The following is a 25,536-nucleotide window of genomic DNA, read 5'->3' on the forward strand; positions in this document are numbered from 1 at the left end:
ATAAAGTTCTTTGACTTCAAACGACGTGAGTATTTGAATGCGTTTTGTTTGTTCAGCAGCGATGGCATATAGTCCTGATTATTTTTTCATAATCATAACCGACTCAATGTTTTAATTCCTAATGCCGATTTCGAGGGAATGGGCGCAAAACCCCAAATACCGATTGTGGAGTCACGCTTAACGATTTTTAATGCCTAAAACTGCGAGTTAATCTTTAGATTGCTCACTTGGAATACGCAGTTGATAGAGGCGGTAATCACTAGTCCTGTAGGGTGTTACTTTATATTTAGGCTGAAGATACGCCACTAAATCTATTAGTTCGGAAACGGTTAGCTCGTCGTTTACTACTCGCATTAATGACACACCGTCTTCGCTGGTGAAACTGGCAGGCTGTCGAGGAGTAAGTTTATGTGATGGGTTAATAATACTTGTCACCAACTCTGCATAAGTTTTAATTCTTCCACTGCTGCCTCCCAACGGAATAGGCTTCACGACTAGGTATTGCGCATTGTCGGACTCTTTTTCTCCTGCAATTCTGTGACAGTCTTGGCACTGATACTTTTTAAATACCAAATAGCCTTTTTCCATATTGCCTTCGGGCAAGCTAAAGCCGCGAGGTGACTGCGCGCCCTGGTCACAGGCGAAAAGGAGAAGCGTTGCTATAACAACTATTGCCGTTTTCATACTCATTTCCCTCTTTCTTTTACGGTAAAGATGCGTAACGTTCGCTAGAACTAATGTGTATACACTGATTATGAATGAGGCTGCAGACTAATCATTGACCTAGCTCAAAGAATAATTATTTGTATAGCACTACTATTTAATGGAATTAGTTAACGGTATGGTAGAAAAGCACTGCTACCTAACAAAAATTGAGGACAGCCACAATGCAAGGTTACGAGACAATTTTAGTACCTATAGATATTTATTCTGACTACGAATTAGTGGTGGAGAAAGCCATTGCAATAGCGGGCAATAGTCACAAAATTCACCTCCTGTATGTTGCTTATCCACAAACCAATGTAGAGCCTTACGGACTATTTTTAGAACGGGATTTTTCAGAGGAAGTAAGAGAGCAGGCATTAAGGCAATTAAAAGACGTTGCCGCAAAACATGATATACCTTACAGCCACATCAATGTAGAGATAGGTTCTCCTGCTGATGAGATTCACCATATGGCCGAAAAGATTAATGCAGATCTCATTGTTGTCGGCACCCATGGCCAGAGCGGTCTTCGTTTGTTACTTGGGTCAACGGCCAATGCAGTACTACATGGTGTTAAAACAGACGTGCTAGCTGTGAAAGTATAAATTAATGCGGCGATTAGCGTCGAAAATGCTTTAAATATTCATGATAAATACCTTCGCCGTCATGTAGATGTAACGAAGGTCAGTTACGTTTTGTAAGGCTGTAACTAATCTTAAAATTACTTATCATGATAACGAAACGGACAGGTATTTTACGCGTACTCTATGCCACTTACTATTCACTTAAGGGGCTTCGAGCAGCCTTTTTAAGTGAAGCTGCGGTCAGACAAGAAATTTTCGCAATATTGATAATGACACCTGTAGCGTTTTTCATCGACGTTACGCATGTAGAACGTATATTGCTGGTGATATCTTTACTGATTGTGCTTATCACTGAGCTACTCAACACCGCTATTGAGAAACTCTGTGATCATGTCAGCACAGACATCCATTTATTAATAGGGCGAGCTAAAGATATCGGCTCTGCAGCAGTGTTCATTAGCCTAATGATGGCTGGCTTTACGTGGATTAGCATTCTTTGGTAGTGCAATTTGCGATTTTTAGGCGGAAAGAAAGCCCTAATTTATAGGGCTTTGATTTTCTGGTCACAACATTCTGATACTAAGGTTCTAATTGTGCTATCTAAGTTTTTAATGTGCGAATAATGCAATGAAGTTTCACCACCGTTATTGATATCTTTTATCGTAAAAACAACATCATCGCCTCGTGAAGTTACGCAGATTCTCACGTAATCATCAGATTGAGCTAATGGCACGTGGAGATATAACGGCTCATTATTTGAGTTTAAATAATCTAGTGCTGCTTCTTGTGACTTGAAAGGGTCTTGCTTCTCGGGTTGGACATTCCATGACGACGAGGGAACCACCATTTCCGCGAGTAATTTTCCATGCTTTGTATCAATACCGCTACTCATATATCACTCCTTTTACTTGAATGTTTGCCAACTTAGAAAACCTATTCATTAATATAGGTTTAAGGCAAATTTACCTTTTGATACGCGAGTTATACAGTTTCAGATTGGTAAAAGAATGAAGAGAGTAGGTGAGTTAGACATTGTTACTGATGTCGTTGGTTACGCGTAACTGTGCATTGATTAAGTTACTGTATTTAATGAGCTTTATCTTTTTCGTTTTGCCGACAATTTTGCCATTCCACCACGCTTTACGTTAGCCTGTTTTGTATAATGCCCAGGCATTTCCGGTGATTGCCAACCTCCAGCCAGTTGAAGCTCGGGTAAAGATGCGCCATCTTCGGCTAGAGAAACTGCACCACCAACACGACCACTATGAGGGGTAATGTTTTCGCTAATACCTGCGCGTTGAGCAATACCTTGCCAAATCCTGTAGACACTCGAATAGTTAAGTACATTTGCCTTATGGCTGGGAATGTTCTCATCAAATGGCAAAAGTGCTGTTTTATGGTTTGTTAGTCGTCTAAACAAAACGCCTTTGTGCAGGCCGCGTAAATCTGAAGAAAGGCGGATTGCTTTAGTTTTTGGGTCAAGATTAGCTTCGTTAATATACTCTTGAACCATAGATATAGTGCTGGAAGAAACATAGCGATATTGACCCTGACCAGACTGGTCGCTTTTCGAAGAAACAACCAACAGGGTGTTATTACGCGCAGATATATCCTCGATGCAAACTCGAACTAATTCATCAGCGCGAAGCAATGCATCAAACATCAGGTTAATGATTGCAAGGTCGCGGAGTTCTAATAAAGAATCAGGAATAATTGCATTGTTTATTTGTTCAAGCATATCTATGGTAAGCGGAACCGCTTGTTTGTGAGACAAGCGAAACTTTCTATTCTCTATAAGCGATAAACGGATAAAGTCTCTTAGATACGCAGATCTAATAATGGGGTTTGGCAATTTAGCCACGCCCAAAAATTTACTAAGGGCAGATAACCGACGCTTAATGGTTCTATAGGCTAGGGGAGAACGACACAACGCTTCAACATATTGTTTAATGCAGATCTCATTGTGTTCGAAGTGGTTCTTAAAGCCACTTAATCCAGCTTGCTTACAAAAAATTGCGAACTCATTGTAGTCACTAATGTATGCCCGTTGTGTGTTGTATGGAAGCTTGGTAAAAATATCTTGATAATAGCTTTCAACGTTTTTATCAGAAGATGAACATTGACTTGTTGTTAGGTCGTCAGAACCTGACGTGTGCTGCTTATCACGAGAGTACTCGATACCAAAAGCTGGAACCGTCGCGCTACTTGAGTCTTGTGGCTGTGAGCTGCTATCACTGTTGCTGTTAACTAATTGAGTTGTGAGCAAGTATGAGCTATTAGTTTTTGAGGGCATTGAGCAACCTGGTCAAGACATTATTGTGACTATTATGCTAGATTTAACAGAGCTTGATAAGCTATTGATATATAACAATATTCACGCATGATAACTGTAATTATCATGCGTGAAGTTACGCACTAATCCATTCATCACTCCACAAACCGCTTTACTATTGTAATCTCAAGTACAGTGCTACTCTATCACATTACTGTATATATAAACAGTTTGGGTGTTTCAATGCCGTCAATTGTTGGCCTATCTCGTAATTATTCCAAACCATATCGCGAGATAAGGCTTGTGGCCTGCTGAGAGAGTACGTTTTTTGTGTAATTCAAATCGTGCGCTACGTGAAATCTGCAAGGTCATACCCCGAATGCGCGCTCAGATTTCACGTAGCGACGCCTAAAAAACAAGCTGAAAAGTGATGAAAAAACACCCTAAGAGCTTATTTATTAAAGAAGTACTTCACATGATTTACTTCCAACATGTTTGCTGGCTAATCGCACATTTTTCAAAACCAAACGAGTTAAAAATAAACGTTACAAAAGCGGAATAGGCGATAACCTAGAAGTTATTACCTTTGCTTTTTATACGCTTTTCATAGAGCGCCTATCTAATGTCGACTACAGTACGACGATAATAAGACGTGGATACGGTACGTTGCCGAATAAACGACGTCTACGCAGATATGAATTCAATAAACATCGCGTCGATAATTATTAATTCTACGTGCTATCCACGCCACCCAACTTTAAAACAACGAACGGTCTCCATACACGATGTTTAATTTAATAAGAAGTATAAATTGATGGTATTTAAAATTAAGAGCAATCAATAAATGAGTTTTAAGGGCCGTAATTATTACATGTAACGCTAAATGTTAGAAAAACCTTAACTATAGCTAGTCGTCTTATCTTAGAAATAATTAGGATCCTTTATTTAATTCATCAGCGTTAAGCCTTTGGTTATTTGAGCTAGTAATTAATATTACAAGCTGTGCATTCATTATTTAAAGTAAAGAAGACTAAAGCCTGATAAATGTTTTTAGGAACATGATTAAGTCTATTATTTATCTGTGCTAGTTGTCATTAAACCTTACGAATACCTAAATATTACGAGAAGGATAGCGTAAAGCACCTTGCAAAGCTCCATCTGGCTCATTCACCATCAATTTTGATATTCTATTTAACATAATATACATTATGCGTAATTAGGTGTATGGACGATTAGGGCGAAGATGTCACTCTATTCGGATGTTTTGTTGGCTGTGATTACTTACAGACTTTTATGCGTGGCAGCTATTTTTGTGCCTCGGCGTTACCGCACTTGCTTCAATTGTGTCAGTGGTTTTTATTGAAAGTTGCTATGAACTTTGGATTTAGACATGGAATTTATAAATCGTGCGCTACGTGAAATCTGTAGCGCTACACCTCGCAAAATGTATTTTTATTCACGTAGCGTCACGTTAGTTTTTTGATTAATTATGGGTATAACTAACAAACAGAAAGACGCAGTCTTTGTATTTTTCTACTAGACTTTAATTTATTAAATGTGGATTTTTAGCTATTTAAAATGTTGCTGTGTTTATCTGAGTTGTAGTTAATTAGATTTAATCTGAATAACTACAAAAAGAAACTCGATCGATCATTTACGTAGATTACATGGTTTGTGGTATACAGAGATTATATAGACTGGCTAACTGTTTACTTTAAGCATTTTTAGCAGCATTCTTAGCAGTGTTTCTGGCAGTAATAACTTACACGTTTAGTTATCATTATAAACGCGCTCAATTCGCTTAATATCGTCTTCGTAATCCAATGCCAACTTTGCACGTTCGTAACTTTGCTTCGCTAACTTAGACGCCGCCTCAACAAAATCTCTTTCTATGCTTGTATCTCCATCTTTAAAGCACGCTTTAATTGTTTTTAGTGACTTTTGTATTCGGATAGCAACTTCAATATTAGCAGCACCATCACGGGCAATGCTGGTGTAAGCATCGTCAAATAGATCATTCACATTTAACGCAGGCAATGAAATGCGGTCATATTTAAACTCCTCATGCTGAGCGCTATCGTTTTGTGAGTTTTCGGTTTCAGTTTCGGATTTGGGCTTGTGCCACAACAACATAAGGCGTGTAATGCTGCTAATGGTATTTATTGCAGTACCATGGTCATTAACCGATGGGGATAATGCACGAGATGCAATTTCGGCTAGTACGATAAAGCCAAAGCGAGGATCAGCCTCAAAGGACCTGGCTTCACCTATAGTAAATGCGTCAACAATTTCATCTGATACTACCTTTTTATTCGAATAAGCTATGGCACGCTCTGGTGAGACAAACTCACCGGGTAACATGGCAACATTGATAAAACCGTCGTTTTTATTAGCCCAGTGTTGCAGTTTGGCAATGTCTATAAGCTGAATATAGCCCACTTGTTTAGTATAAATGGCATGCGTCCCCTGCTCTTTTATTTGCTCTTGTGGTACTGCGCCTAAGCACGGCATATCTATTCTATTTTTAATTGCGCGTGTCGTGGCGTGCTCCACTTTTAATAACGTTGACCCCACTCGCCCTAATCGTGCAACGCTGTCTACCCACCGGATAAAAGTTAAAATAACTATCGAAAAAGCCAGACAGGTTAGACAAAATAAAATGAAAAGCCCGGCTTCATCGAAAAAAGCTTGAGTCATTGCAGTAAGCGCTACAGCACTATAGATAAATGCGCCTATGAAAACTGACAGTGCATTTTGTGATACATCATCGGATATTATAAGGCTTAGAGAACGCGGCGTTGACGACTGACTGGCCGAAGCATAAGCATTAACCATGGTACCTGCAGAAAACGTGGCGATCACCATCATGCTAGATGCCATTATTGAAAGCAGTGTTTCAACTGATTCGGGTTTTATTTCAGGAATATGCTCAGCCAATGAAGTCCCGTCTGCTACTTTCGCGACGAATACAGCAAAGATTGAGAGCAAACAAAAGCCAAGAGGTTTTACCCAAAGCTTTTCTTTAACACTGTATAAAAGGAATCGCAGTCTATCTACGGTAATCGGTGCTTCCACATTCTTCTCTTTTTATTAACTTTATTTCACTTAATACGGCAGTTAGGTGTTTTCTGATTTGTCCCAACTCAATTAGCAGGCTCCGCCTTAGCACAAAACCTCATTGATAATGATAATCAATATCATTAAAATTGGTTAAAACAGTTTTAGGGTTATCAATATGGACGCTACAAAAATTCTTATCATTGAAGATGATATTACTCTTAATAAACAAATCGCTGCCTTGCTAAAAGACCGAGGCTTCGAAGTACATCAATGCCACGACGGCAATCAAGGTCTGGTGACTGCACTTCGTGAAAGGTTCGACCTTATTCTTTTAGATGTATTGCTTCCTAACCTAAATGGTTTTTCGCTGTTAAGCCAACTTCGCAAACGGAAACAAACTCCTGTCATCATGGTTACTGCATGTGGTGCCGAACAAGAGCGTATAAAAGGCTATAGTAACGGTGCAGATGACTACATGCCAAAGCCGTTTAGTTTTGTGGAAATGATGCTTCGTATTGAAGCATTATTGCGTCGCTCTCTAAATGTAAAATCAAATGAAGTAACGAGAAACTCGATCGTCGTTGACGAAATAACACTTGACCGAAGAAACCTGAAGGCCAATTTTGCTGGTAAAGCACTAGATTTAACGTCGACTCAGTTTAAGCTTCTGTGGGTTCTGCTTGAAAATCAGAATGAGGTTTTAAGCAAACCATTACTTTATCAAACTGTTCTGGAAAGAAGTTTCAGCCGGTACGACCGAAGCTTAGATATGCACATGTCCCGAGTGCGAAAGAAACTTATCGAAGCTGGAATGTCCCCTACTCGTCTAGCAACCCAGCACGGCAAAGGCTACTTATTCTCATGAAAAAAGTGTTATTGAGAAAGCTATTGGTCACTATAGCTTTAGGGACGGTTATTCTTATTTGGGTTATTGATTGGTTGTCAGCACATACAGAAACAACAATGAGTCACCTATCAGTAGAGCATCAGCGTGAACTCGTTGAATATGGCAAAGAGGCTGATTTAATTTACCGAAAAGAAGGTGAATTGGGTTTATCGAACTGGCTTCATGAATTTCAAGATAAAGAAAAAACATGGGCAGCAGTAGTAAAGTCAAACATTCAACCTATTGCGGGAAGCGTCATTCCTCAAAAGTACATTGATGAATTTAGAATAGGCCGCAGCGTGGAATGGAAAATTCACCTCTACTTTGAATATAACCCTATCATGGAGGTTCCTTTCTTAGATGAGAAATCACATCTATTAATCCAATTACCCCAGCGAATGAGACCGGGTGTTTATCTCACCTTTGTGGATATTTTGCTCAAGGTCGCACTGCCTTTTGTCGTTCTGTGTGTAGTGAGTTTAGTGCTTTACAGGCACGTAATGGTGCCATTAAGAAAGTTAGAGCATGCCACGAAAGCTTTCAGTCAAGGGCAGTTTGATGTGCGCGTTAGTAAATCATTTAGCAATAGAAGCGATGAGCTCTTCAACTTATCCGTAACATTTGACGGCATGGCCACACGAATTGGAAAATTAATTTACAACCAGAGAGAACTTTTATCCGATCTGTCTCATGAATTAAGAACCCCGCTAACGCGTATGGATATGGCCATCGATACTATTGAAAATGGTATCAATGACAGTGATACGTTAACTCGGCTTCGCTACGAATCCAACAATATGCGGGCATTAGTCGAAGATACATTGACACTTGCTTGGCTTAACAATGAATCGCCTGTACTTAACACCGAGACTTTTGACCTTGCTGAATTGATTCAGGTTATTTGCGACGATGCAGCTTTCGAGTATTCCGAAACAAGACTAAATGTCGAATTACCTAACAACGCGGTAATTGATAAGAGTAGTCAACAAGCCCTCGGCCAAGCGATAGAGAACATTATCCGGAATGCGCTTAAATATACGCCAGAGAATAGCGGTGTTGTTGTAACGCTAAAGCAAAATGAAGATGTCTATATGCTTTCCGTCCTGGACTTTGGAGATGGTGTTCCAGAAAGCATGCTTAGCGATATTTTCAAGCCTTTTTTTAGAGTAGATAAGTCTCATGGCCTTCATGTTGTTGGGCAAAAACGGGGAGGGTTTGGTTTAGGACTGGCGCTAGCGCAGCGGCAAATAACCGCTGTTGGAGGAAAAATTAAAGCGTTTAATCACTTGATAGCTGACTCAGCAGGCGTTGGAGGTTTACAAATTGATATAACGCTACCGAAAAGGTAGCGTTATACAAACGTTATATTCAAGGCTTCAAAGGAACGGCAGAAACATGAGGCTTTGACGCTTTACTACTCTTAGACTTATATTCATGCCAAGGTAATACTAGATAGTGACAGGCCGTTAAAACAACTATCATGGCTACCAAAGTATATGTCATTGTAAGTTGTTGCAGCCCAACGAGCATTAGCCCCCATCCAATTAATATCCATTGTAAAACATATAGTGCGGTGACGTTTTTACCCCAGAAAGCGAATAGTGTAACCACATAGTTTTGCTTAAAGCGTTCAACGAGTATGTGAGTGGTGTAAATAAAAAGCATCACGATACCTGTCATTAAAAGAACAATGCCAGGACCGCTTCTTAGGTTTGTTACAATGTGATATTCAGGGTTAGTGAGCGTGAGCCCTGTACCGAGGATTACACAAACTACGCCTAATTTAAGGCACCAAATAAAGTTTAACGTGCCTTTATTTTGTTGCTTTAAGAAGCGACCAAATGCCATACCAGCAATTGGGTATGCCGCCCAAGGAAAAATAGGAAACATAACTCCCGCTTCTTCGTTTCCTACAAAAAGCTTCAAAAATTCATTGAGTATAGGTAATGACGTGTACTTATCCCAGACGCTGTGTGATAAAAACGCAATGGCAATAGCCGTGCCGATCCAAATAGAGATTTTATTGGTTGCATGTTTCAATCCTGTACAAAGGAGAAGCGCTATACCTGCGAATTGAAAGACATCACCAATTAAAAATTCACTCAGCGGAGTGTGTGGAGCAACATCTTGGTACGTGACGAGCCCAATTTTAATCGAAAGCCACATGGGAATGGTTCCGCGAACAAAATTTAGTGCGTAACCTAATACAAACAGAGATATTGCTCGTTTGATATCCGCTTTCAGTGTCGATGATGGAGATAGGCCAACAAAAATCCCCATGATAAAGACGAACATTGATGCTGCTGGCCAACCCAATGCGAATTTTACCGTGGCTCCAAATGCACTAAACCGCACTTCAGGTAAGCCATAAAAGTCTAATACATGGATCATAACCATGAGTAAAACAGCAACACCTTTTGCTACGTCAAAAGTTTTCTGCCTGTTAATACTTGGCGTGCCAAAGTGACTAGGTACATAAAATAGTTTCATAGTTTTCACTTGTTTTTATTTTGTCTTTTAAATGTTTGATGTTGCTATTCTTTGCTCTTTTCATCTTTCTCAGAAAACTTTATACCCAACCAAAATAACAGGCAGGCAAAAGCAAAAGAGACGAAGGAAATTGAAAAAGGCCCGGTGTAGCCATTATTTAGAAATTGGATTATTGCTTGGTTATGGCCAAGTGCCTCAATAAGGGATAAAAGCGCAAGAATGAGACCGCTTGCCAGTGCTGTTCGGCTTATCGCTAAATGTACATGCTTAGTGAAAAACGCGCCTATGATCGATATGGCATAGACCGCAAAGAAAGCAGTTTCAACAATAAACGACCTGTTATTTAAATCTGTACCAAGCACTCTCTCGAGTAAAAACGCAAACGCTGTCGCCGGCACGATGCCAGCACATCCACCTAATGTAAGTGCAAATATGCTGTGTTTAAAGCGACTAGAAATACTGCGATTATTTTGAAACTTAGTAAGCCACAACATATTGCCAACAACAATTAAGCCGCATACACCCAGTCCGAGTACGAAGAAAACAATTCTTATATCGACGCCTGCGAAGTGCCCAAAATGCAGTGCGTACAGAAAACGTGTCCCATCGGCGAAGGCATTTCTTTCAGCGGGATTTAAATCTGCTGAAAATTCATTTTCACGCACACGGTAAGTCATATCTATCCGTTGCGAAAAGTTCGATCTATGTTGCCCAATAATACGAATTAGCGCGTTTTCATCACCATAGTTTGTAAGCCTGAGGGAGGAAGCTTTTGCATTCTCTTTCTCTTCCCACGAAGTTATAAGGGTATTTAGGTCTGGCATTTCTCTTTCAATGCCAGTGTAAGATTCGGTTACTCTTGGAAACCCTGTATCGTTTAGCAGCGCAGTCCTGTCTCCATCGTAGATAAACAAGAGTGTCACAATCTGAGAAATCAAACCTAAATTAAACATTAGACCGGTAAGCGCGTACATGAATGTATAGGGTAAGCTCATGACCCCTACTACGTTATGCATGTCTGTAAGTTGATATCGAAGTGTAGTGTTGCCACCTCGATAGTAGAAAAAGTGCGTGATCAGCTTTTTGAACTGAACGACTAGCCCAGTGAAAATGACAACGGTAAAAAACAGGGTCACAATACCGACAATGTGGTCACCCAGTGGCAAATTCAGGTCAATATGGAGGCCATAGAGAAAATCAGCTAAGTGAAAACTGTCTATAGACGCTACCGTTTCTCCATTAACCGGATCAACATAAATTGAAGTCAGTGCATTTTTAGCCGACGGGGTTTCATTTACTGGAAGATGAAGCTCGTATAGAGGCATTGTTTCAGTTGGAAGGACTACAAACATTCTTTGTTGCGTATTCACATCATATTCTGAAAACACTGTGTCCAATATGTTGTTAAGTGGCAGCTGGTCCGAGACTGAACGATATTCTGTATGAGGTAGAACAGACCATGCTTTGATTTCCGGGTAAAACAAAGTAAGAGAGCCTGCCCAAAAAACGATGAATAGCGGAATGGAAATAAATAGCCCTATCCATCCGTGACCTTCCAAGGCTGAACGAATCACGCTGGCTTTCATGCAACTACTCCTAATTTAATTAGTACATTAAGCACAAGTGAAAAAGTCAAAACGGAAAGGCATTGAAGCGCTGGCTTTTTAGTCTTTTCGAAACAGAAAAAGTAACTCATTAACCCCGCCCAAATCAAAAATCCAAGTATGTAACCCACCAGCAATTTGACATCTACATCGAATGGTAAAAAGTGGTTAAGATTCAAAATGATGCTTGTGCTAAGTAGTAATCCAATTAGAAAGGACAGATAGGTTTTACGCCACATAAACCCCTCCTATGAGCGCTAATGCAACGTTAGCGCCTGTTCCATATGCAAGTAGCCTTAAAGGACGATTTTCGTGTGCCCCCGTAAACGTCACTAGCGCTAAATTAAAAATAATCATGGTAATCGTAGAAAAGATCATTGCCCAAGCGTTGTATTGCATTCCTAGAAGAAAGGCCGCCAGCACGATAGTGGCAACAAAAAGCGTGTTGCCTAAAGCCTTTGGCATTGATTGAGCGAACGTTCTTTGGTGATCAGACGAAAAATAAAGCGCTGTACATCCCCAGAAAATGGCTTGTAAAGCGAGAACATTTGAAATCGAAAACATATCGACAAGTCCTTTTGTATATATTTCTGCAGTTATACTTAAATGGCTTGAGCGGTTGTCGCGGCCTGGCTCATTTTCTGTAATTTATATCTGTCTTGACTGAGGATATTCTTGCAATTGTTCCCAAACCACTCGAGTGATGAGTCAATATTTCGCAGAGATGGTTTCGAGTACAGATATTCAATAAACCCTTGATAATCTACCGCACCGTCGAAAATGGGAACCATGCCTTCTCGCGAGCCTGCTGCGGCATACACATTGTCTGGAGCAAACACACTTAAGTGGTTACTGCTACTTATGTTTTTAAAGTGAAAATGATTTATATATGGAGCGAGTCGTTCACAAGAGGAAATAATGTCAGCGCCAGATTCCCATACATGCAACACATCGTAATTTAGTTGCAAATTGTCTTTGTTAACTTTTTCAAACAATTCGATGGTAGAACCCACCGAGTCAGCGTAAGTGTTAGGGTGTGTTTCGATAACTAAGTTAAGCCCATAGTCGCTAAGCCAATCACAAACAAGTTGTAACCGCTCGAAAAGCAGGTTTTTTCGGTCTTCTGGTATGGCTGCGCTGCCTTCGTTGCCAGCAAATGTGCGAATCTTGGTTGCCCCCCAGTGTTTAGCCAAACGACAAAGGCGATGAACCTTAAAATACAAAGCGTCGTTCCCTTCAAAAAGTGGCAAATAATCGCTTAGCATGGATGTTTTCAACGCGTAGCTTGAGAGCCACTCTTTCCCATACTCGGGTTGGTCTTCTAAATTCGTAGCATGTGCACCCCATAATTCGATCCCCTGAAAACCATTTGCCACAGACCATTTTGCAATTTCAGCGATTGAGATAAGTTGGTGCCTAAAAGTGATAGTGCATACTGAAAGATTCATACGGCGGCCTCCAAGTTTTCTACGCCCACGGTATTGTTAGCTTTTTTATCTTGAAGGTTGTGAAAAACTAGCCAGTCTTGGTACACAGTTTGAAGCTTACATTTAATTTTTCTCTCCGTGGTATCTTGCTCATTGAGTAATGCGAAAAGTTCATCAAACAACGGTAATGTGTCTTGATTCTCTTTAGCTAATTCAGAGAGCTTGATCGCTCGGTATTGTATTGCTTTGTATGTAGAAACCAGCTTTTCTATTTCATCACACCAGAGCTCGAATGTTACTTCTGGAAATCCAATATCTCTCCAGAAATAAGCAAAGCCATGTTCATAGGCGTATTTCCTAATTGCAAGAACGGGGATTTGCTTAAGGGCATTACCCAGCAATGCTCTATCAGCAGGTTTTTGTTGATGAGCTACAATGACTTTCCGGATTGCATCCGTTAACACGTTGTGTTCAGGGAAAAATGTAGCATCGAAATAACTGGAAATAGCTTGCAGAGAAGAATGCGTTATATGATTACTATCAAATACGTAGCCCCCCGCAACATATGGTGATGAAATAGCGTTGAGAACATCCTTACGCTTAACCTCTCCTTCCCACCTGAAGTCTGGGTCCATCATAAGCCACCGTTCCGTATCTTCCGTCTTCTTTAGCATTACATAGTGAGGGAAAGGATTCTGGTTAAACTTATTTTCTCGCTCAGGTAATAAGTACATATCTAGCATTACCATGATGTTTTGGGAAGGCGTTGCGTCATTGAGCAACCTTTCCAAATTGGCAATGTTCTGAGCTTTCGTCTGTTCATTGTTATACCAAGAGGAAACCTCTACGCCATAAATTTCCTTATACCATTGAATAAAAAAGTCGTGGCTAATAGACTCGTCGTGATAGGCAAGCATGTGGTCTTTATTGACGACTACCTCCGCGTCCCACACACCAAAATAAAAAGGACGATGATCGACTTTGGGCGATGCTTTTATACATTCACACAAACAGCTTACAAAACAGTGGACTTTAATGTCTTCGAAAGGCACTTCATCTACACTATCACTTACCTCAATGTTGTTGGTTTGCTGATAAGATAAAATGAAGTGAGCAAGGGTCTCGACAGTATTAACATCCTCCTGAGATATTGCACTTTCTGGTATTTCAATATCGTGATTCAACTCTAAATGGATAAGCAACTGCATAAGCAACACTGAATCAATATAGAGATCTTCGTTTAAACGAGCTCGTGGAGAAAATTTTTGCATGTGCTTGCATTCCATGTCATGTGCCAGCACGTGTTCAATTGTGTTTAATAAGGACTCTGAATTCATAACGTACTCTAGGCTGTAGCTGCTGTTGTTTCTGCTTCTAACTGGAAATTCTTTGCAATTTCGTTGCGATTTACTTTCCCATTGGGTAAGCGCTTGATCGCATCAACCTGTATGAAATCGAACGGCACCTGATATGTGGCTAGTTGCTTGTGGCACCAACTTCGCAATGCGCCCTTATCTTCATTCGAATAACGATGTGGCGCGCAAAATTGAAGATAAGCTCGATAGCCTGTACTTCTGTCCTGTACTTTAAATAAAACGGCATCGTCAATGTCAGGGTGACTAAGCACAACGTCTTCCACGTCTTTGGGGTACACATTAAGCCCCGATACAATAATGGTATCGTCTTGGCGCGCAACGAAGCAAAGTTGGTGCACACCATCTTTGTCTTCAAAATAACCGAGATCATTGGTATAAATTTCGGCCGATTGTCCATCAAGCGGTTGTTTAATTTTGATAACTATTTCACTGGGAGCGGTTTGGCTGCTGCCTGCTTTAACGCTAAGGTGAGGAAGGACTTCGCCTATTACATTTGTGCTTTCAAAGGTTTTACTTATTGCAACGCACCCGGCCTCAGAACATCCATACTGCTGATAAAAATGTTCCACTTTTGATTTGGCTCGCTCAAAGACAGGTCCTGACATGAGTGTGCCAGAGGTCATTACCGCGTGAAGTTTGCTTGTCTTGGGCCATAGCATACATACGGTATCTATCATTAACGGTGACGAATACAGCAATGGTTGCTCAAGTTTGAGCAATGCTTTTAGCAAATGTTTAGGATTTATACTGGTAAAAATTCTGGGGTGCTTGCCTCTGGCAAGGCCAACGAATATACCGCATATGAGCCCGTAAGAATGAGTAACAGGGCAAGCAATCACCGGAGTCATTGAATTGGGTGCACTGAAATGTGCAACATAAGCAGACACCTCTTGATCGATACTACGCCAAGACCGTTTTATGCTCTTTGGTGCACCAGTGGTTCCAGAACTCATTTGAATTAATCCTGGAGTATTATCAGGCTTTTCGTTTTTAGGGAATATAATTACATTGTTTAGAGTTTGGTAAATGAGGGCATAGCAACCGGCATTTTCCGCGTATTTTTTCGCTAGTTTTTCTGGCGTACTGGCATGAATTGGCATCACGGTAAGGCCCGCTTCCTTCGCGTAAAAACACAGTGAAAGCCAGTCGCTGACGCTTTCTATGCACACAGCCACACTACCCTTTTTTGAGCTCAGATAGGGTGCGTTTGAAAAGATTTTAAATTTCGAGCTGATGTCTTGGGCTGAGAGGACATTATCGTCAATACTAAGCATACGATTCTCCGCAGGTATCTTTGGCAAATTTTGCTAAAGGGTTTGTAATGGTATGGTGGAACTCTTCATGCGCATTGCTTGCGTAGAGTTTTTTCTTCAAAAGCGACTCAGTAATAACCTGTGTTTCAAATATATTGAGACGGTTAATTCGGCTATGTGGCGTCACACCACTATCGTTGTAGGAACGTAAGACACTAAATACCTTTGACCAAAAAGTGTTCTCATCACAATAGTTCTGCTCAGAGAAAAGAAACGACAGCTCGGTCAGGTTATAGACGAACACGGTATCGACAAATAGCTCTCGCAAGGCTTCGACGTCTTCCATCCAGTAATAAAGATTGGCAGGTGCGTTAACATACTCTGGATTAATCTTATCGAATTCTGGTACGTTACTTTTGTTCGAAAGAAAGTCAGGCACGAACTCTAAACTTTCGTGAAAGTCCCGCAGAATGACTTTCACAGGTAATCCATCTTTCAGTACAACGGACGTATTCTGAGCATGTGCCTCAATGGCTATACCGTGATGAATCAATAAATGCCAGACGGCAAGAACAACCGTGTTAAAAAGCGCTTCTAGCCATTTTTCTACTCCATGTTTCTCAATCCAATGCGCCACGAAAGGCTTTCCGTCAACTTCAGTACTTGCAAGTACGGGGAATGGTACAGTTTGATAATTCGGTTCGTTCAGTACACTGGCATCGCGAAAGATAACACTAAGGCTTGGGGATAAATCATCAGCCCAACTGCCATTTTCTCCACTATCCGCTGATTGCTTTAGCGCAATGCCCGCGTATTCACTTTGTATAGATAGCGCATCACGGCTTTGTAGCCATTCATCTTCGGCTATTAGGTTAGTCAACCAATTTGAAATATGTGGCGCAGTACAAACTGAATGAGGTTCAATAGTGCGCAAAGAGGACGTGTTGACGATATTGAGCGGCAGTTTGACGCTCGCTTTGTTAACGTTACTTGTATTGAGCAAGGTTCTTAATGAAATACTGGCTTGATAATCGTCTCCAGCTAAGCCCAGAGAATAAACGTCACCGTTTGATAACGGTTTTTCAAGAGAAGGCTTTAGCTTGTTATATTGCCACGGATGAACCGGTAAAAAACAGTAACGTAGGTTATCCCCGCCGTGTTTACGTAAGCTGTCAGACAGATTTTTATAGGTAGATTGGCCTAGCTCTCTTTTCCAAAAACTTTGCTCAACTTCACCGTTGAAATTTACGGACAAGTATTCACGCTTTACTGCAAGCCAATGAAGCTTAAACGTATTGCTTGCTTCAGGCCCATATTTTTCGTGGTCTTCAATGCTAAAGCCACTTCTTGATTTAAAGCATGGATGGTACGGGTGGCCCTCAATCAGAGCAGATTCTAAGCGAATATAGCTCAGTGCTCGTCTACTTGAGAGTTGTAGCAGGTTTTGTTGATTCCAGCGGCAAAGTAACAGTGTATGTTTTAACTCTTCGACTAGCTTATTTTGTCTTTCTTTGCTGCAAGGAAGCGTATGGATAATCTTCGCTGCGTCAGATAACGTAAGAGGGTCACCGTTTATCTTAATAGAATTGGCATCTAGACGAACCCGACTGAAAAGCGTCTGTTTACCATTAGCTGTTACAAAATTGTCGCCCACTTGAAATGTGAAAAGTCCATCTTCAAAACAGAAATCAATTAAGCCTTCGAAGATAAGCGCTTCAATTAATTGTCGGACAACGCGTTTCTCGTTTTTACACGATACTTTTCCCCTTGTTCCTGTAAGCACGCTGAGATGCTCTTCGGTAGTGTCTAAAGTGCAACTAGCAAGCATCAGCAATCACCTCTTCTAATTCACTCGCTTGTTTACAAACGAGCGATGGCGTGTCACTTCGAACCGCAACGCTTTTAAACGGGTTGGTTACCCAGACATAAACAGCTAGCTCGTCTTCGGCTTCTAACTCATCCACGTCTTCAACGCGAGTCAGAAGATTGGCCTTGAAAGGCAGTTTTTCTCGCCCCAATACCGATGTGACGAATGCTGTGCCCAACGAACCTAAAGTGGGAAGAATGGAATTTAGCCTAGTGTACACTTTTTGAAGTAGCGTACCTTCTTGAACAAGTTGATCGGCACCTAGGCGATTGATGACAGCGAATAATTGATTAAAGAATAAGTAGTATGTGAAGCGATTAATTATCATTTGTTCACCGTAGAACAGGTCATCGCACTGAGCGAGTCGCGGTTCCATAGTCTCAAGAATTTGCTGTCTTTCTTTTGACAAATAAAACCCTTGGTTATCACGATAAAAGTAAGCAGTTGGGTAACCTTCGCTTAAATCCAGAAGCGAATTTTGCTGGTGCGCCTCTAACGCTATACCACACTGGTCAAAAAGTCTGATTGCTGGCTCAATTGCACAGTCTAGGTAATTATCAAACCAAGTTAGCGCGACATCAGCACATTCCTCGCCTTCTTTCTGGGCTAACATATGGATTATTTTGGCAAGTCGCGAGTAAGTTCCTGGTACAAGTGGCTCTTGTACCAAGGCGGCTATAGATTGCGTTCCGCCAAGCCCTGTGATTTCATTTTTTGAGTTAAATGGATTTTTTCTGAGTATCAACTCAAACCCACTTTCTTTTGAGGCGCCAGCGTTCAATGAAATATAAGCCGGGTCGTCGATGAACTTGAATTTAGGATAAAGCCTTGAAAAGCCGCATCGTTGAAGCAGTCGACAAAGTGTTACTCCGGCCTCTAACTCATGGTGCATGTTCTTTCGCAACGAATTCGTTACTTTTACTGGTATCGATAGCTTAACCATGTAATTAAGCTCGGCGTTATACAACGTTCTGACGGAAGACGTAGGTGTAAATAGAGGCCCTAATTCGCCCAATTGAATCAACTCACCTTTGTTGAGCAGATCTTGAATGTGAGGCTTAGCGCACAACCAATCCGCTTGAAGCGGATGCAGAGCCAGCAGCTTTAAATTGTCTTTTCTAAGTTTTTCGATAAGTGTTTTTGTAGAATCTTTGCCATCGCTTAAAACAATATCTTCTAGTATCTCAAAGGCTGAAATGGACTCAGCACTATTAGAAAGAGTGATATCCTGCTTGGCAGCAAAATAATGCAGTCTAAATTGGCTTTTAAGCTCTGGGGTAAAAAGTTCATGCTGCCATCGGTGCATGCCCTGTCTTGACTTTGGCGTAGGGTGTAACCAATGACCAAAAAGTATAGCTTGTTCAGAATCAATAAACTTATTACTTGCGAGATCGGGATCGCCAGCACGGTTTTCTAAGTAAAGCGCCATAATCTGATGGCTCTCGATTGTTCTGGCGTAAAGCTCTAAACTCTGCTCGTCGACTGCATCATTTGGCTCATGGCTCTCTTTGCTACCACTGTATATTTCGTCAATAAGCAACAAAATAGCGTTCATTAGTGATACTTCTTCCCATTGAAAACTATTGGGGAGTTGCTTGAAAACTGCTGTGAATGCATGACGACCTACTGTAGAGCGGTAGGATGCTGATATTGAAAGTCGAGTATTAGTAGAGGTTAAATATAGCTCTACGGCATAGTTGTCGTTTGGTTGTAACTGTATTCCTGTCCGAATTACCCAGTCTTCTTTTGTGTGCCAAACACCGGAATCGATTTCTTTAATATAAGCATTAAAAAACGCTTGAAACGACGCGATATTAGCTTGTTTCTTAGCTACTGAAGTCATGTACAGACCCTTTTAAGATGAGCAAATTACCGGGTCAATCTAGTGAGAATGGTTCTCATTAGCAATAAATTTTACATTTGTTACATGTGGGTATTTTTTAGGTAGTAATGTTTATAAACAAAAACCACTGCGAGTAAAAAGGTCACCCATTCAGCCGCAGGCAGCGCAACAAGGAAGGAAATGTTGATGTCATTGCCTTCATTAGCCAGGTGTGATGGCGTGAAGTGAAATAGCAATACTAGGAAACTAACAGGGAATAAAATACTTCTACCTAACGCTATGACAGCGGAATGTAATGGTTTTTCAATTGCAGTCAAAAATACACTGAGCAGTACGTTACAGCCATTTACAAGAAACAGTGGCCAAACATACAAAATGATGGTGTGCGCGTATTTAGTAGCTTGCTGTTGGGAAGGCTCGATAAAAAGCGCCACAAAAACATGATTAAACCACAGTAAACAAACCGTCAATATTAGCCCTGCTATGAATGCTGTAGTTAGCGCTATAAGCAGGAAAGCATTGACACGTGACGTGTGGCTCGCTCCGCGGTTGTAGCTGACGAGCAGGTGAAGCGCATCTGCTATACCGAAACTAAGCATAATACTTAAAAAGATAAAGTAGTTAACTACACTATATGCCGCAACGCCAATGCTGCCAGAATTGATAACGAGCAGAGTGTTAATTACAAGAAAAAGAACACCCACAGAAATTTCATTAGTAAACTCAGATAATCCATTTTTTACGGCTCTGAATACACGACGCCATGGCTTATTAAATGTCGAAAAGGTTATTGCACGATTTTTGTCAGCAAAATAAAGAAGTAGTACAGAGAGCTGCACAATTTGAGCAGCAGCCGTTGCATAAGCTGCGCCTTTAATACCGTATCCCAAGTACGCCACTAATAAAGTGTCGAGTAAAATATTTGTCACTGCACCCAATGCTAATGCAATAGTTGCAAGCTTTGTGTAACCGTCTGCACGGACAAGATAGTAAAACACCATCGTAGAAAATTGAAAAATGAAGACCCATCGGATTACTGACAAATACTCTCTAGTCAACGGTACGACATCGGACGGAATGTGTAGAAGCCAGAATAGAAAAGGCTCTGCAACGAAGCTTAGCACTGCCAACATAATATTAAGCGTTACAGCAACAACGATTATTTGTGTAAATAGCGCACTGGCAGATTTTGTGTCGCCCTTCCCCATAAAAGTACCAATCGATACGCTTCCCCCAATGGCTAGCATTAACGAGAGAGCGACCAGAAAGGTGATGTAGGGTAATAGTAATGAAACTGCGGCTAACCCAGATGCACCGACATATTGTCCTATAAAGATACCATCGACTAGACTTGCAGTCGTTAAAGCAACAAGCCCTATGAGCGATAAGAAAGCTTGCTTAAAAAAAGTGCCGATCAATGGGTTGTGTAAGATTGCATCTTTTGTAGAAAGTGACATTACAACTTCTCTAAATTAATATAACGCAATCCTAAGTTTGTTATGTGGCGCAATCAATTAAGGTTACATTTGTCACACTTGTTAACGCATTGTTACTTTGTCGTCTTGGTAAGGGTTAATATTTTTCACGGTATGAATTCATTACCTGCGCTTTCGCTTTGTGTCAGCAAGGCTCTTGATGTTTTGACTTTTTTGATGAAGCGCAACGTTTTGAGCAATAACGTACATTTTCCCAGTTCTTTTCCCATTTTTTGCGCCAAGTAAATGGTCTTTGACAAACCGGACAAATTTTGGTGGGTAAATCAGACTTCTTCATTTTTCGTTAGCTTAGCCAGGAATGTTGAGGCATCTTGCTTCATAGTTTCGATATTTTCTTCTTTCATTCGCCCGTAGGTTTTATAGATCATGGCCATGCGGTGATTGTTGCTCAATTTTTCCTTGTGTTTGTCAATAAAGTGCCAGTATAAGTAGTTAAACGGGCACGCTTTTGGTCCGGTCTTTTTAGAAACTTGGTATCCGCAATTTTTGCAGTAATTGCTCATCTTGTTGATGTAGCTTCCGCTTGCGACGTAGGGCTTACTTGCTAGGTTACCTCCATCGCTATACAAAATCATGCCTGCAACATTAGGAAGTTCAACCCATTCATATGCGTCGGCATACACTAACAGATACCATGCCTGCACTTCCTCAGGGCTAAGTTCAGTTAAAAGACTAAAATTACCAATAACCATCAATCTTTGTATGTGGTGGGCATAAGCGTTCTGCTGCGTTTCTTTAATACACTGGCGCATGCAGTTCATATTCGTCTGGGCGTCCCAAAAGAACGAGGGCAATGCGCGGCTGTTATTGAAGTAGTTATCAGTTTTTAGATTTGGCATAAAGTGCCAGTAGAACCCTCTGACATACTCCCGCCAGCCCAGAATCTGGCGAATGAACCCTTCAGCAGAATTCAGTGGAACTTGCCCTGCATGGTAAGCTTGCTCGGCTGCATGAATGGCTTCTTTTGGCGTCAATAAACCGCAGTTCAGATAAAACGCGATATGTGAATGGTAAAGCCAAGGCTTGCCTTCCACCATGGCGTCTTGATACTGACCAAAGTTAGGTAATCTTTCTTCTATAAAAGTATTCAATACGCTGAGTGCGTCTTTTCGAGTTACCGCAAAGTGGAAGTTATTGATATCGCCAAAATGATCGCTAAACTCACTTTTTACGAGCTCGATAACTTTCGAAGTAATGTCATCAATCTCAAACGTAGAATGCTTCGGTACTCTCTGGGTTTCAGGCATTGCTTCGCGATTCTGGGCATCGTAATTCCACTTACCGCCAATGGGATTTTTTCCTTCCATGAGCACGTTGTGTTTGCGACGCATCTCACGGTAAAAAAACTCCATTCGAAGTTGTTTCTTGCCTTCAGCCCAGTCCGTAAATTCTTGTGGGGACGATAAAAAGCGATTGTCATCACATATACTAACGGGTATGCCAAGCACGTTTTCCCATTGCTCCATGCTTTTGAGTAAGCGGTACTCTCCGGGCATAGTCACCTTTACTTCGTCAAAATCATTTCCGTTAAGTTCATGCTTAACCTGAGCGAGCAAATCGCCCTGATTGTTTTTGTCGCTATAATGAACATAGTTAACGTTAAAATTGTCTTCTCGCAACGCTTTGGCAAAATGACGCATTGCGCTAAACAAAAACGCTATCTTCTTCTTATGGTGCTTAACGTAGGTGGCTTCTTCACGTACTTCCGCCATCAAAATTGTGTCTTTGCTTTTTACTGCATTGGCAATTGCTGGCAACGTCTCGGTAAGCTGACCGCCTAAAACTAAAATAAGTGCTGCCATACCCTACTCTTTTAATGTTTGGAATGCGTCTAGCGCGCGTTGACGCGATGCTTTTAAATCAACAATAGGTTTTGGGTATTCCTTACCAAGTTCTATACCTGCATCTTTCAATATCGCCGAAGGGGCTTCCCATGGCTTATGGATATACTTGTCTGACAGCTTTTTCAATTCAGGGCAATACTTACGCACATAGTTGCCCTTTTTATCAAATTTTTCGCCTTGTAGTATTGGGTTAAATATTCTGAAGTAAGGCGCAGCATCAGCGCCAGAACCCGCAACCCATTGCCAACTAGCACTGTTACTCGCAAGGTCGGCATCCAACAATGTATCCCAAAACCATCGCTCGCCTTCATGCCAACTGAGTAATAGATTTTTCACTAAAAACGAGCCCACAATCATGCGAACTCGATTATGCATGTAGCCCGTTTGCCACAGTTCGCGCATGCCAGCGTCTACGATAGGAATGCCTGTATTTCCCTTTTGCCACGCTTTGAGCGCTTTCGCATCTGTGCGCCAAGGAAACTTATCGAACTTTTCGTTGAAGTTCTTATTAGGCAAAGTAGGAAAATGGAACAGCAAATAATAGCTGAACTCGCGCCAACCTAGCTCACTCAAGTAGGTTTCAATGCTTTTGTCTTCACTATTTCCAAACTTGTCTTTTATCGCATACCAAACTTGATTTGGAGACACTTCACCAAAGTGTAAATGCGGCGACAAACGCGATGTCCCATTGGCTGACGGTATGTCTCTGCCGTCTTTGTATTTACGTGCTGAATTTTCAATAAAGTCAGCTAAATTATCAGCGGCGCCGTCTTCGCCTGGTGACCACTCTTTTTCAATGGTTGCATCCCAGTTGATGGAAGGGAGTAAATCTAGCGATGTTAATCCATCGCTGTCGTTGTCGACATCCGCATAAGTAATACGTGCGGGTGGTGCTTTGGGATAACGAGGCTCTTCAACCTGCAGGCAGCCCTTCTTGTAGTAGGGTGTAAATACGCGATACGGTGTACCGTCTTTCTTCAATACTTTCATTGGCTCCCATAGTAAGCTGCCGTTACAGCTATGGGCTTCATAATCATGCTCGATTAAGGTTTTCTTGATCGTTTTATCGCGGTTTATTTGCCATGGCTCATAGCACCGATTCCAAAAAATACCTTTAGCGTTAAATGACTTCATTAACTTTGGAATAAGTGTCTGTGGGTCACCCTTAAATATTTGTAAATGTCCGTTCAAGCGTTTATTGAGCGACGAGAGTGAATGATGCAGCCACCATTTACTTGCCCCCCCAGGCTCTCTGCCATTAGGTGCAGTGTCATCATATATGTAAATGGGTACTATTTTTCCCATATCACAGGCAGCGTTTAAGGCCGGATTGTCTTTTACACGAAGGTCTTGTCTGAACCACATTATACTAACGGGAACGGTCACTTTTTTTCCTCAGGCATTGCGCCAAATCTTAATATTATTCGTATTGCATGTACTACGATAAAACTCGGATTCAGGATCCGTAGAAATAGTAAAAAAGTACTCAAAATTAGTATGATAAATCACCACAAACAAACCAAACGTACGAACAACAATCAACGAGGTTTATATTGGTTTCGACATGACCTTAGACTTCACGATAATGCTGCTATTTCTGCGCTGTGTGAAGCAGTTCAGCAGGTTACTTTTCTTTATATTCTTGATGATAAAGCGTTTACACCTACGACATATGGTTTTGCGCCTATGGGGAAACATAGGCACACATTCCTGTTTCAAACACTTGTGGATTTAAAACGGCAATTAGCTAAGCTCGGACATGATTTGCTCATTGTCAAAGGCGACCCTGCTGAGTGTTTAGTTCAATTGATGAAGTCCGGACAATATTCTCACCTTGGGGTAAGCGAGCACTGTGGTTTTGATGAGAGAGCACAATTAAATACAGTAAAGCGCTTTTTCGATTCGGTAACAGTAATAGAAACTCCGACGTTTGGCTTATTTGATGCTCAAACCCTTCCTTTCAACATCGAAGAGATGCCCGACGTTTTTAGTCCGTTTCGCAGAAAAGTGGAAAAGCACTGTAAGCCATTATCTGTCCATCCACCCATGGAAAGCTTACCAAGCCCTTTTACACCGCAATTAGATGAGTCTTTTTTATTCGCCATTGATACTGATTTACCAAGCCCGTCTCAATCATCGTTTGTTGGAGGTGAAACAGCAGCGCTGACGCATTTAAATACTTATCTCTTCGATTGGAAAGCTGCAGCAACGTATAAAGACACAAGGAACGCTTTAGATACTTGGCAAGACAGTACCAAGCTTTCGGCCTGGTTAGCGAACGGGTCGCTGTCTGCACGGGAAGTCATTCGGCAAGTTCAACAGTTTGAAGCAACCGTTGAAAAAAACGATTCCACTTATTGGATATACTTTGAATTACTTTGGCGCGAATTTTTTCATTGGTTACAGTGTAAATACGGGGCCAATTGGTTTCGTTTTAGCGGTATCCAGGGTAAAAAGCCGTCGACACAGCATTGTCCGGAAACCTTTGCGTTATGGTGCGAAGGAAAAACCGGTTATCCGATAGTCGATGCTTGCATGCGACAACTCGCTGAAACTGGCTATATGTCAAACCGAGGCAGGCAACTGGTTGCGAGCTGTTTGGTTCACGAACTAAGGCAGGACTGGCGATACGGTGCAGCGTGGTTTGAGCATCAATTAATCGATTACGATGTGGGGAGTAATTGGGGCAATTGGCTTTACTTAGCTGGTGTTGGAAGCGACCCTCGCGGCCACAGACAGTTCAACCTTCAAAAGCAGACTGAGATTTATGATTCGGACGGCCAATTTCGTAAAAAGTGGTTGTAGTTAATTCGTCATATGGTTCCAGTA

General features: G+C 41.3%; 21 protein-coding genes. 5 read left to right on the top strand and 16 right to left on the bottom strand.

The features are described 5' to 3' along the window. Window positions 1-207: 207 nt before the first annotated feature. A complete protein-coding gene (locus MHN02_RS15130; protein WP_239247139.1) occupies window positions 208-684 on the bottom strand; it encodes a c-type cytochrome in 477 nt (158 codons plus the stop codon). A 203-nt stretch (window positions 685-887) separates the two neighbouring features. Here MHN02_RS15130 and MHN02_RS15135 point away from each other — a divergent pair, with 203 nt between their 5' ends. Continuing rightward, complete coding sequence (locus tag MHN02_RS15135) at window positions 888-1,310, top strand: universal stress protein (protein WP_014949582.1); 423 nt, start codon at window positions 888-890, stop codon at window positions 1,308-1,310. Between the two features lie 125 nt (window positions 1,311-1,435). Continuing rightward, window positions 1,436-1,792, top strand: coding sequence for a diacylglycerol kinase (locus MHN02_RS15140; RefSeq protein WP_014976618.1), 357 nt, complete (start codon window positions 1,436-1,438; stop codon window positions 1,790-1,792). A gap of 38 nt (window positions 1,793-1,830) precedes the next feature. On the opposite strand, the gene MHN02_RS15145 is transcribed toward MHN02_RS15140, so the two are convergent. From MHN02_RS15145 to MHN02_RS15155, 3 genes are all read right to left on the bottom strand, one after another. After that, the gene (locus MHN02_RS15145) at window positions 1,831-2,181 is read right to left on the bottom strand and encodes a hypothetical protein (protein WP_014949580.1); all 351 of its coding nucleotides are present in this window, start codon (window positions 2,179-2,181) and stop codon (window positions 1,831-1,833) included. Between the two features lie 204 nt (window positions 2,182-2,385). Further along, on the bottom strand, window positions 2,386-3,582 hold the full coding sequence (locus tag MHN02_RS15150) for a tyrosine-type recombinase/integrase (protein ID WP_239247142.1): 1,197 nt from the start codon (window positions 3,580-3,582) through the stop codon (window positions 2,386-2,388). Between the two features lie 1,749 nt (window positions 3,583-5,331). Next, the gene (locus tag MHN02_RS15155) at window positions 5,332-6,636 is read right to left on the bottom strand and encodes a DUF2254 domain-containing protein (RefSeq protein ID WP_239247145.1); all 1,305 of its coding nucleotides are present in this window, start codon (window positions 6,634-6,636) and stop codon (window positions 5,332-5,334) included. Between the two features lie 160 nt (window positions 6,637-6,796). Between MHN02_RS15155 and MHN02_RS15160 the strand changes: the two genes are divergently transcribed. Together MHN02_RS15160 and MHN02_RS15165 are read left to right on the top strand one after the other, a co-directional pair. Then, window positions 6,797-7,486, top strand: coding sequence for a response regulator transcription factor (locus tag MHN02_RS15160; RefSeq protein WP_239247148.1), 690 nt, complete (start codon window positions 6,797-6,799; stop codon window positions 7,484-7,486). Then, window positions 7,483-8,856, top strand: a complete 1,374-nt coding sequence (locus MHN02_RS15165) for a sensor histidine kinase (protein WP_239247151.1) — start codon at window positions 7,483-7,485, stop codon at window positions 8,854-8,856. Before MHN02_RS15160 ends, MHN02_RS15165 begins: the two co-directional genes overlap by 4 nt. 19 nt (window positions 8,857-8,875) lie before the next feature. Here MHN02_RS15165 and MHN02_RS15170 read toward each other — a convergent pair whose 3' ends face one another. The 12 genes from MHN02_RS15170 to MHN02_RS15225 form a co-directional block, all read right to left on the bottom strand. Then, complete coding sequence (locus tag MHN02_RS15170) at window positions 8,876-9,997, bottom strand: heparan-alpha-glucosaminide N-acetyltransferase domain-containing protein (RefSeq protein WP_239247154.1); 1,122 nt, start codon at window positions 9,995-9,997, stop codon at window positions 8,876-8,878. A gap of 44 nt (window positions 9,998-10,041) precedes the next feature. Then, the gene (locus MHN02_RS15175; protein WP_239247156.1) at window positions 10,042-11,583 is read right to left on the bottom strand and encodes a PepSY-associated TM helix domain-containing protein; all 1,542 of its coding nucleotides are present in this window, start codon (window positions 11,581-11,583) and stop codon (window positions 10,042-10,044) included. 246 nt (window positions 11,584-11,829) lie between these two features. Continuing rightward, on the bottom strand, window positions 11,830-12,165 hold the full coding sequence (locus tag MHN02_RS15180; RefSeq protein ID WP_239247159.1) for a hypothetical protein: 336 nt from the start codon (window positions 12,163-12,165) through the stop codon (window positions 11,830-11,832). Between the two features lie 38 nt (window positions 12,166-12,203). After that, window positions 12,204-13,049 (bottom strand): sugar phosphate isomerase/epimerase family protein, encoded by an 846-nt coding sequence (locus MHN02_RS15185; RefSeq protein ID WP_239247162.1) that lies wholly within the window; start codon window positions 13,047-13,049, stop codon window positions 12,204-12,206. Continuing rightward, a complete protein-coding gene (locus tag MHN02_RS15190) occupies window positions 13,046-14,299 on the bottom strand; it encodes a DUF6005 family protein (RefSeq protein ID WP_239247165.1) in 1,254 nt (417 codons plus the stop codon). Before MHN02_RS15190 ends, MHN02_RS15185 begins: the two co-directional genes overlap by 4 nt. Before the next feature lie 74 nt (window positions 14,300-14,373). Then, window positions 14,374-15,678, bottom strand: a complete 1,305-nt coding sequence (locus MHN02_RS15195) for an AMP-binding protein (protein WP_239247168.1) — start codon at window positions 15,676-15,678, stop codon at window positions 14,374-14,376. Then, entirely contained in the window at window positions 15,671-17,485 is a 1,815-nt protein-coding gene (locus tag MHN02_RS15200) for an IucA/IucC family protein (RefSeq protein WP_239247171.1), read from the bottom strand. The genes MHN02_RS15195 and MHN02_RS15200 overlap by 8 nt, the downstream gene beginning before the upstream one ends. Further along, complete coding sequence (locus MHN02_RS15205; RefSeq protein ID WP_239247174.1) at window positions 17,475-19,367, bottom strand: IucA/IucC family protein; 1,893 nt, start codon at window positions 19,365-19,367, stop codon at window positions 17,475-17,477. The genes MHN02_RS15200 and MHN02_RS15205 overlap by 11 nt, the downstream gene beginning before the upstream one ends. 80 nt (window positions 19,368-19,447) lie before the next feature. After that, entirely contained in the window at window positions 19,448-20,824 is a 1,377-nt protein-coding gene (locus MHN02_RS15210; protein WP_239247177.1) for an MATE family efflux transporter, read from the bottom strand. Window positions 20,825-20,987: 163 nt separating this feature from the next. Continuing rightward, entirely contained in the window at window positions 20,988-21,140 is a 153-nt protein-coding gene (locus MHN02_RS15215) for a DUF2256 domain-containing protein (protein WP_014949565.1), read from the bottom strand. After that, window positions 21,127-22,665 (bottom strand): cryptochrome/photolyase family protein, encoded by a 1,539-nt coding sequence (locus MHN02_RS15220; protein WP_239247180.1) that lies wholly within the window; start codon window positions 22,663-22,665, stop codon window positions 21,127-21,129. The genes MHN02_RS15215 and MHN02_RS15220 overlap by 14 nt, the downstream gene beginning before the upstream one ends. A 3-nt stretch (window positions 22,666-22,668) precedes the next feature. Then, window positions 22,669-24,093, bottom strand: a complete 1,425-nt coding sequence (locus tag MHN02_RS15225) for a deoxyribodipyrimidine photo-lyase (protein ID WP_039227696.1) — start codon at window positions 24,091-24,093, stop codon at window positions 22,669-22,671. Window positions 24,094-24,204: 111 nt separating this feature from the next. On the opposite strand from MHN02_RS15225, the gene MHN02_RS15230 reads away from it, so the two are divergent. Next, window positions 24,205-25,512, top strand: coding sequence for a DASH family cryptochrome (locus tag MHN02_RS15230; RefSeq protein WP_239247183.1), 1,308 nt, complete (start codon window positions 24,205-24,207; stop codon window positions 25,510-25,512). Window positions 25,513-25,536: the final 24 nt, after the last annotated feature.

The organism is Alteromonas sp. CNT1-28 (genome assembly GCF_022348345.1).
In the GTDB taxonomy this organism is placed as follows: Bacteria; Pseudomonadota; Gammaproteobacteria; order Enterobacterales; family Alteromonadaceae; genus Alteromonas; species Alteromonas macleodii.

What these genes read in the sequence shown, in the direction of transcription:
- MHN02_RS15230 (WP_239247183.1), top strand. Translation starts at nt 24,205, where the DNA reads ATGATAAATCACCACAAACAAACCAAACGTACGAACAACAATCAACGA.
- MHN02_RS15210 (WP_239247177.1), bottom strand. Translation starts at nt 20,824, where the DNA reads ATGTCACTTTCTACAAAAGATGCAATCTTACACAACCCATTGATCGGC.
- MHN02_RS15190 (WP_239247165.1), bottom strand. Translation starts at nt 14,299, where the DNA reads ATGCAAAAATTTTCTCCACGAGCTCGTTTAAACGAAGATCTCTATATT.
- MHN02_RS15195 (WP_239247168.1), bottom strand. Translation starts at nt 15,678, where the DNA reads ATGCTTAGTATTGACGATAATGTCCTCTCAGCCCAAGACATCAGCTCG.
- MHN02_RS15175 (WP_239247156.1), bottom strand. Translation starts at nt 11,583, where the DNA reads ATGAAAGCCAGCGTGATTCGTTCAGCCTTGGAAGGTCACGGATGGATA.
- MHN02_RS15205 (WP_239247174.1), bottom strand. Translation starts at nt 19,367, where the DNA reads ATGACTTCAGTAGCTAAGAAACAAGCTAATATCGCGTCGTTTCAAGCG.
- MHN02_RS15185 (WP_239247162.1), bottom strand. Translation starts at nt 13,049, where the DNA reads ATGAATCTTTCAGTATGCACTATCACTTTTAGGCACCAACTTATCTCA.
- MHN02_RS15180 (WP_239247159.1), bottom strand. Translation starts at nt 12,165, where the DNA reads ATGTTTTCGATTTCAAATGTTCTCGCTTTACAAGCCATTTTCTGGGGA.
- MHN02_RS15145 (WP_014949580.1), bottom strand. Translation starts at nt 2,181, where the DNA reads ATGAGTAGCGGTATTGATACAAAGCATGGAAAATTACTCGCGGAAATG.
- MHN02_RS15140 (WP_014976618.1), top strand. Translation starts at nt 1,436, where the DNA reads ATGATAACGAAACGGACAGGTATTTTACGCGTACTCTATGCCACTTAC.
- MHN02_RS15130 (WP_239247139.1), bottom strand. Translation starts at nt 684, where the DNA reads ATGAAAACGGCAATAGTTGTTATAGCAACGCTTCTCCTTTTCGCCTGT.
- MHN02_RS15135 (WP_014949582.1), top strand. Translation starts at nt 888, where the DNA reads ATGCAAGGTTACGAGACAATTTTAGTACCTATAGATATTTATTCTGAC.
- MHN02_RS15215 (WP_014949565.1), bottom strand. Translation starts at nt 21,140, where the DNA reads ATGAAGAAGTCTGATTTACCCACCAAAATTTGTCCGGTTTGTCAAAGA.
- MHN02_RS15170 (WP_239247154.1), bottom strand. Translation starts at nt 9,997, where the DNA reads ATGAAACTATTTTATGTACCTAGTCACTTTGGCACGCCAAGTATTAAC.
- MHN02_RS15200 (WP_239247171.1), bottom strand. Translation starts at nt 17,485, where the DNA reads ATGCTTGCTAGTTGCACTTTAGACACTACCGAAGAGCATCTCAGCGTG.
- MHN02_RS15220 (WP_239247180.1), bottom strand. Translation starts at nt 22,665, where the DNA reads ATGGCAGCACTTATTTTAGTTTTAGGCGGTCAGCTTACCGAGACGTTG.
- MHN02_RS15160 (WP_239247148.1), top strand. Translation starts at nt 6,797, where the DNA reads ATGGACGCTACAAAAATTCTTATCATTGAAGATGATATTACTCTTAAT.
- MHN02_RS15165 (WP_239247151.1), top strand. Translation starts at nt 7,483, where the DNA reads ATGAAAAAAGTGTTATTGAGAAAGCTATTGGTCACTATAGCTTTAGGG.
- MHN02_RS15150 (WP_239247142.1), bottom strand. Translation starts at nt 3,582, where the DNA reads ATGCCCTCAAAAACTAATAGCTCATACTTGCTCACAACTCAATTAGTT.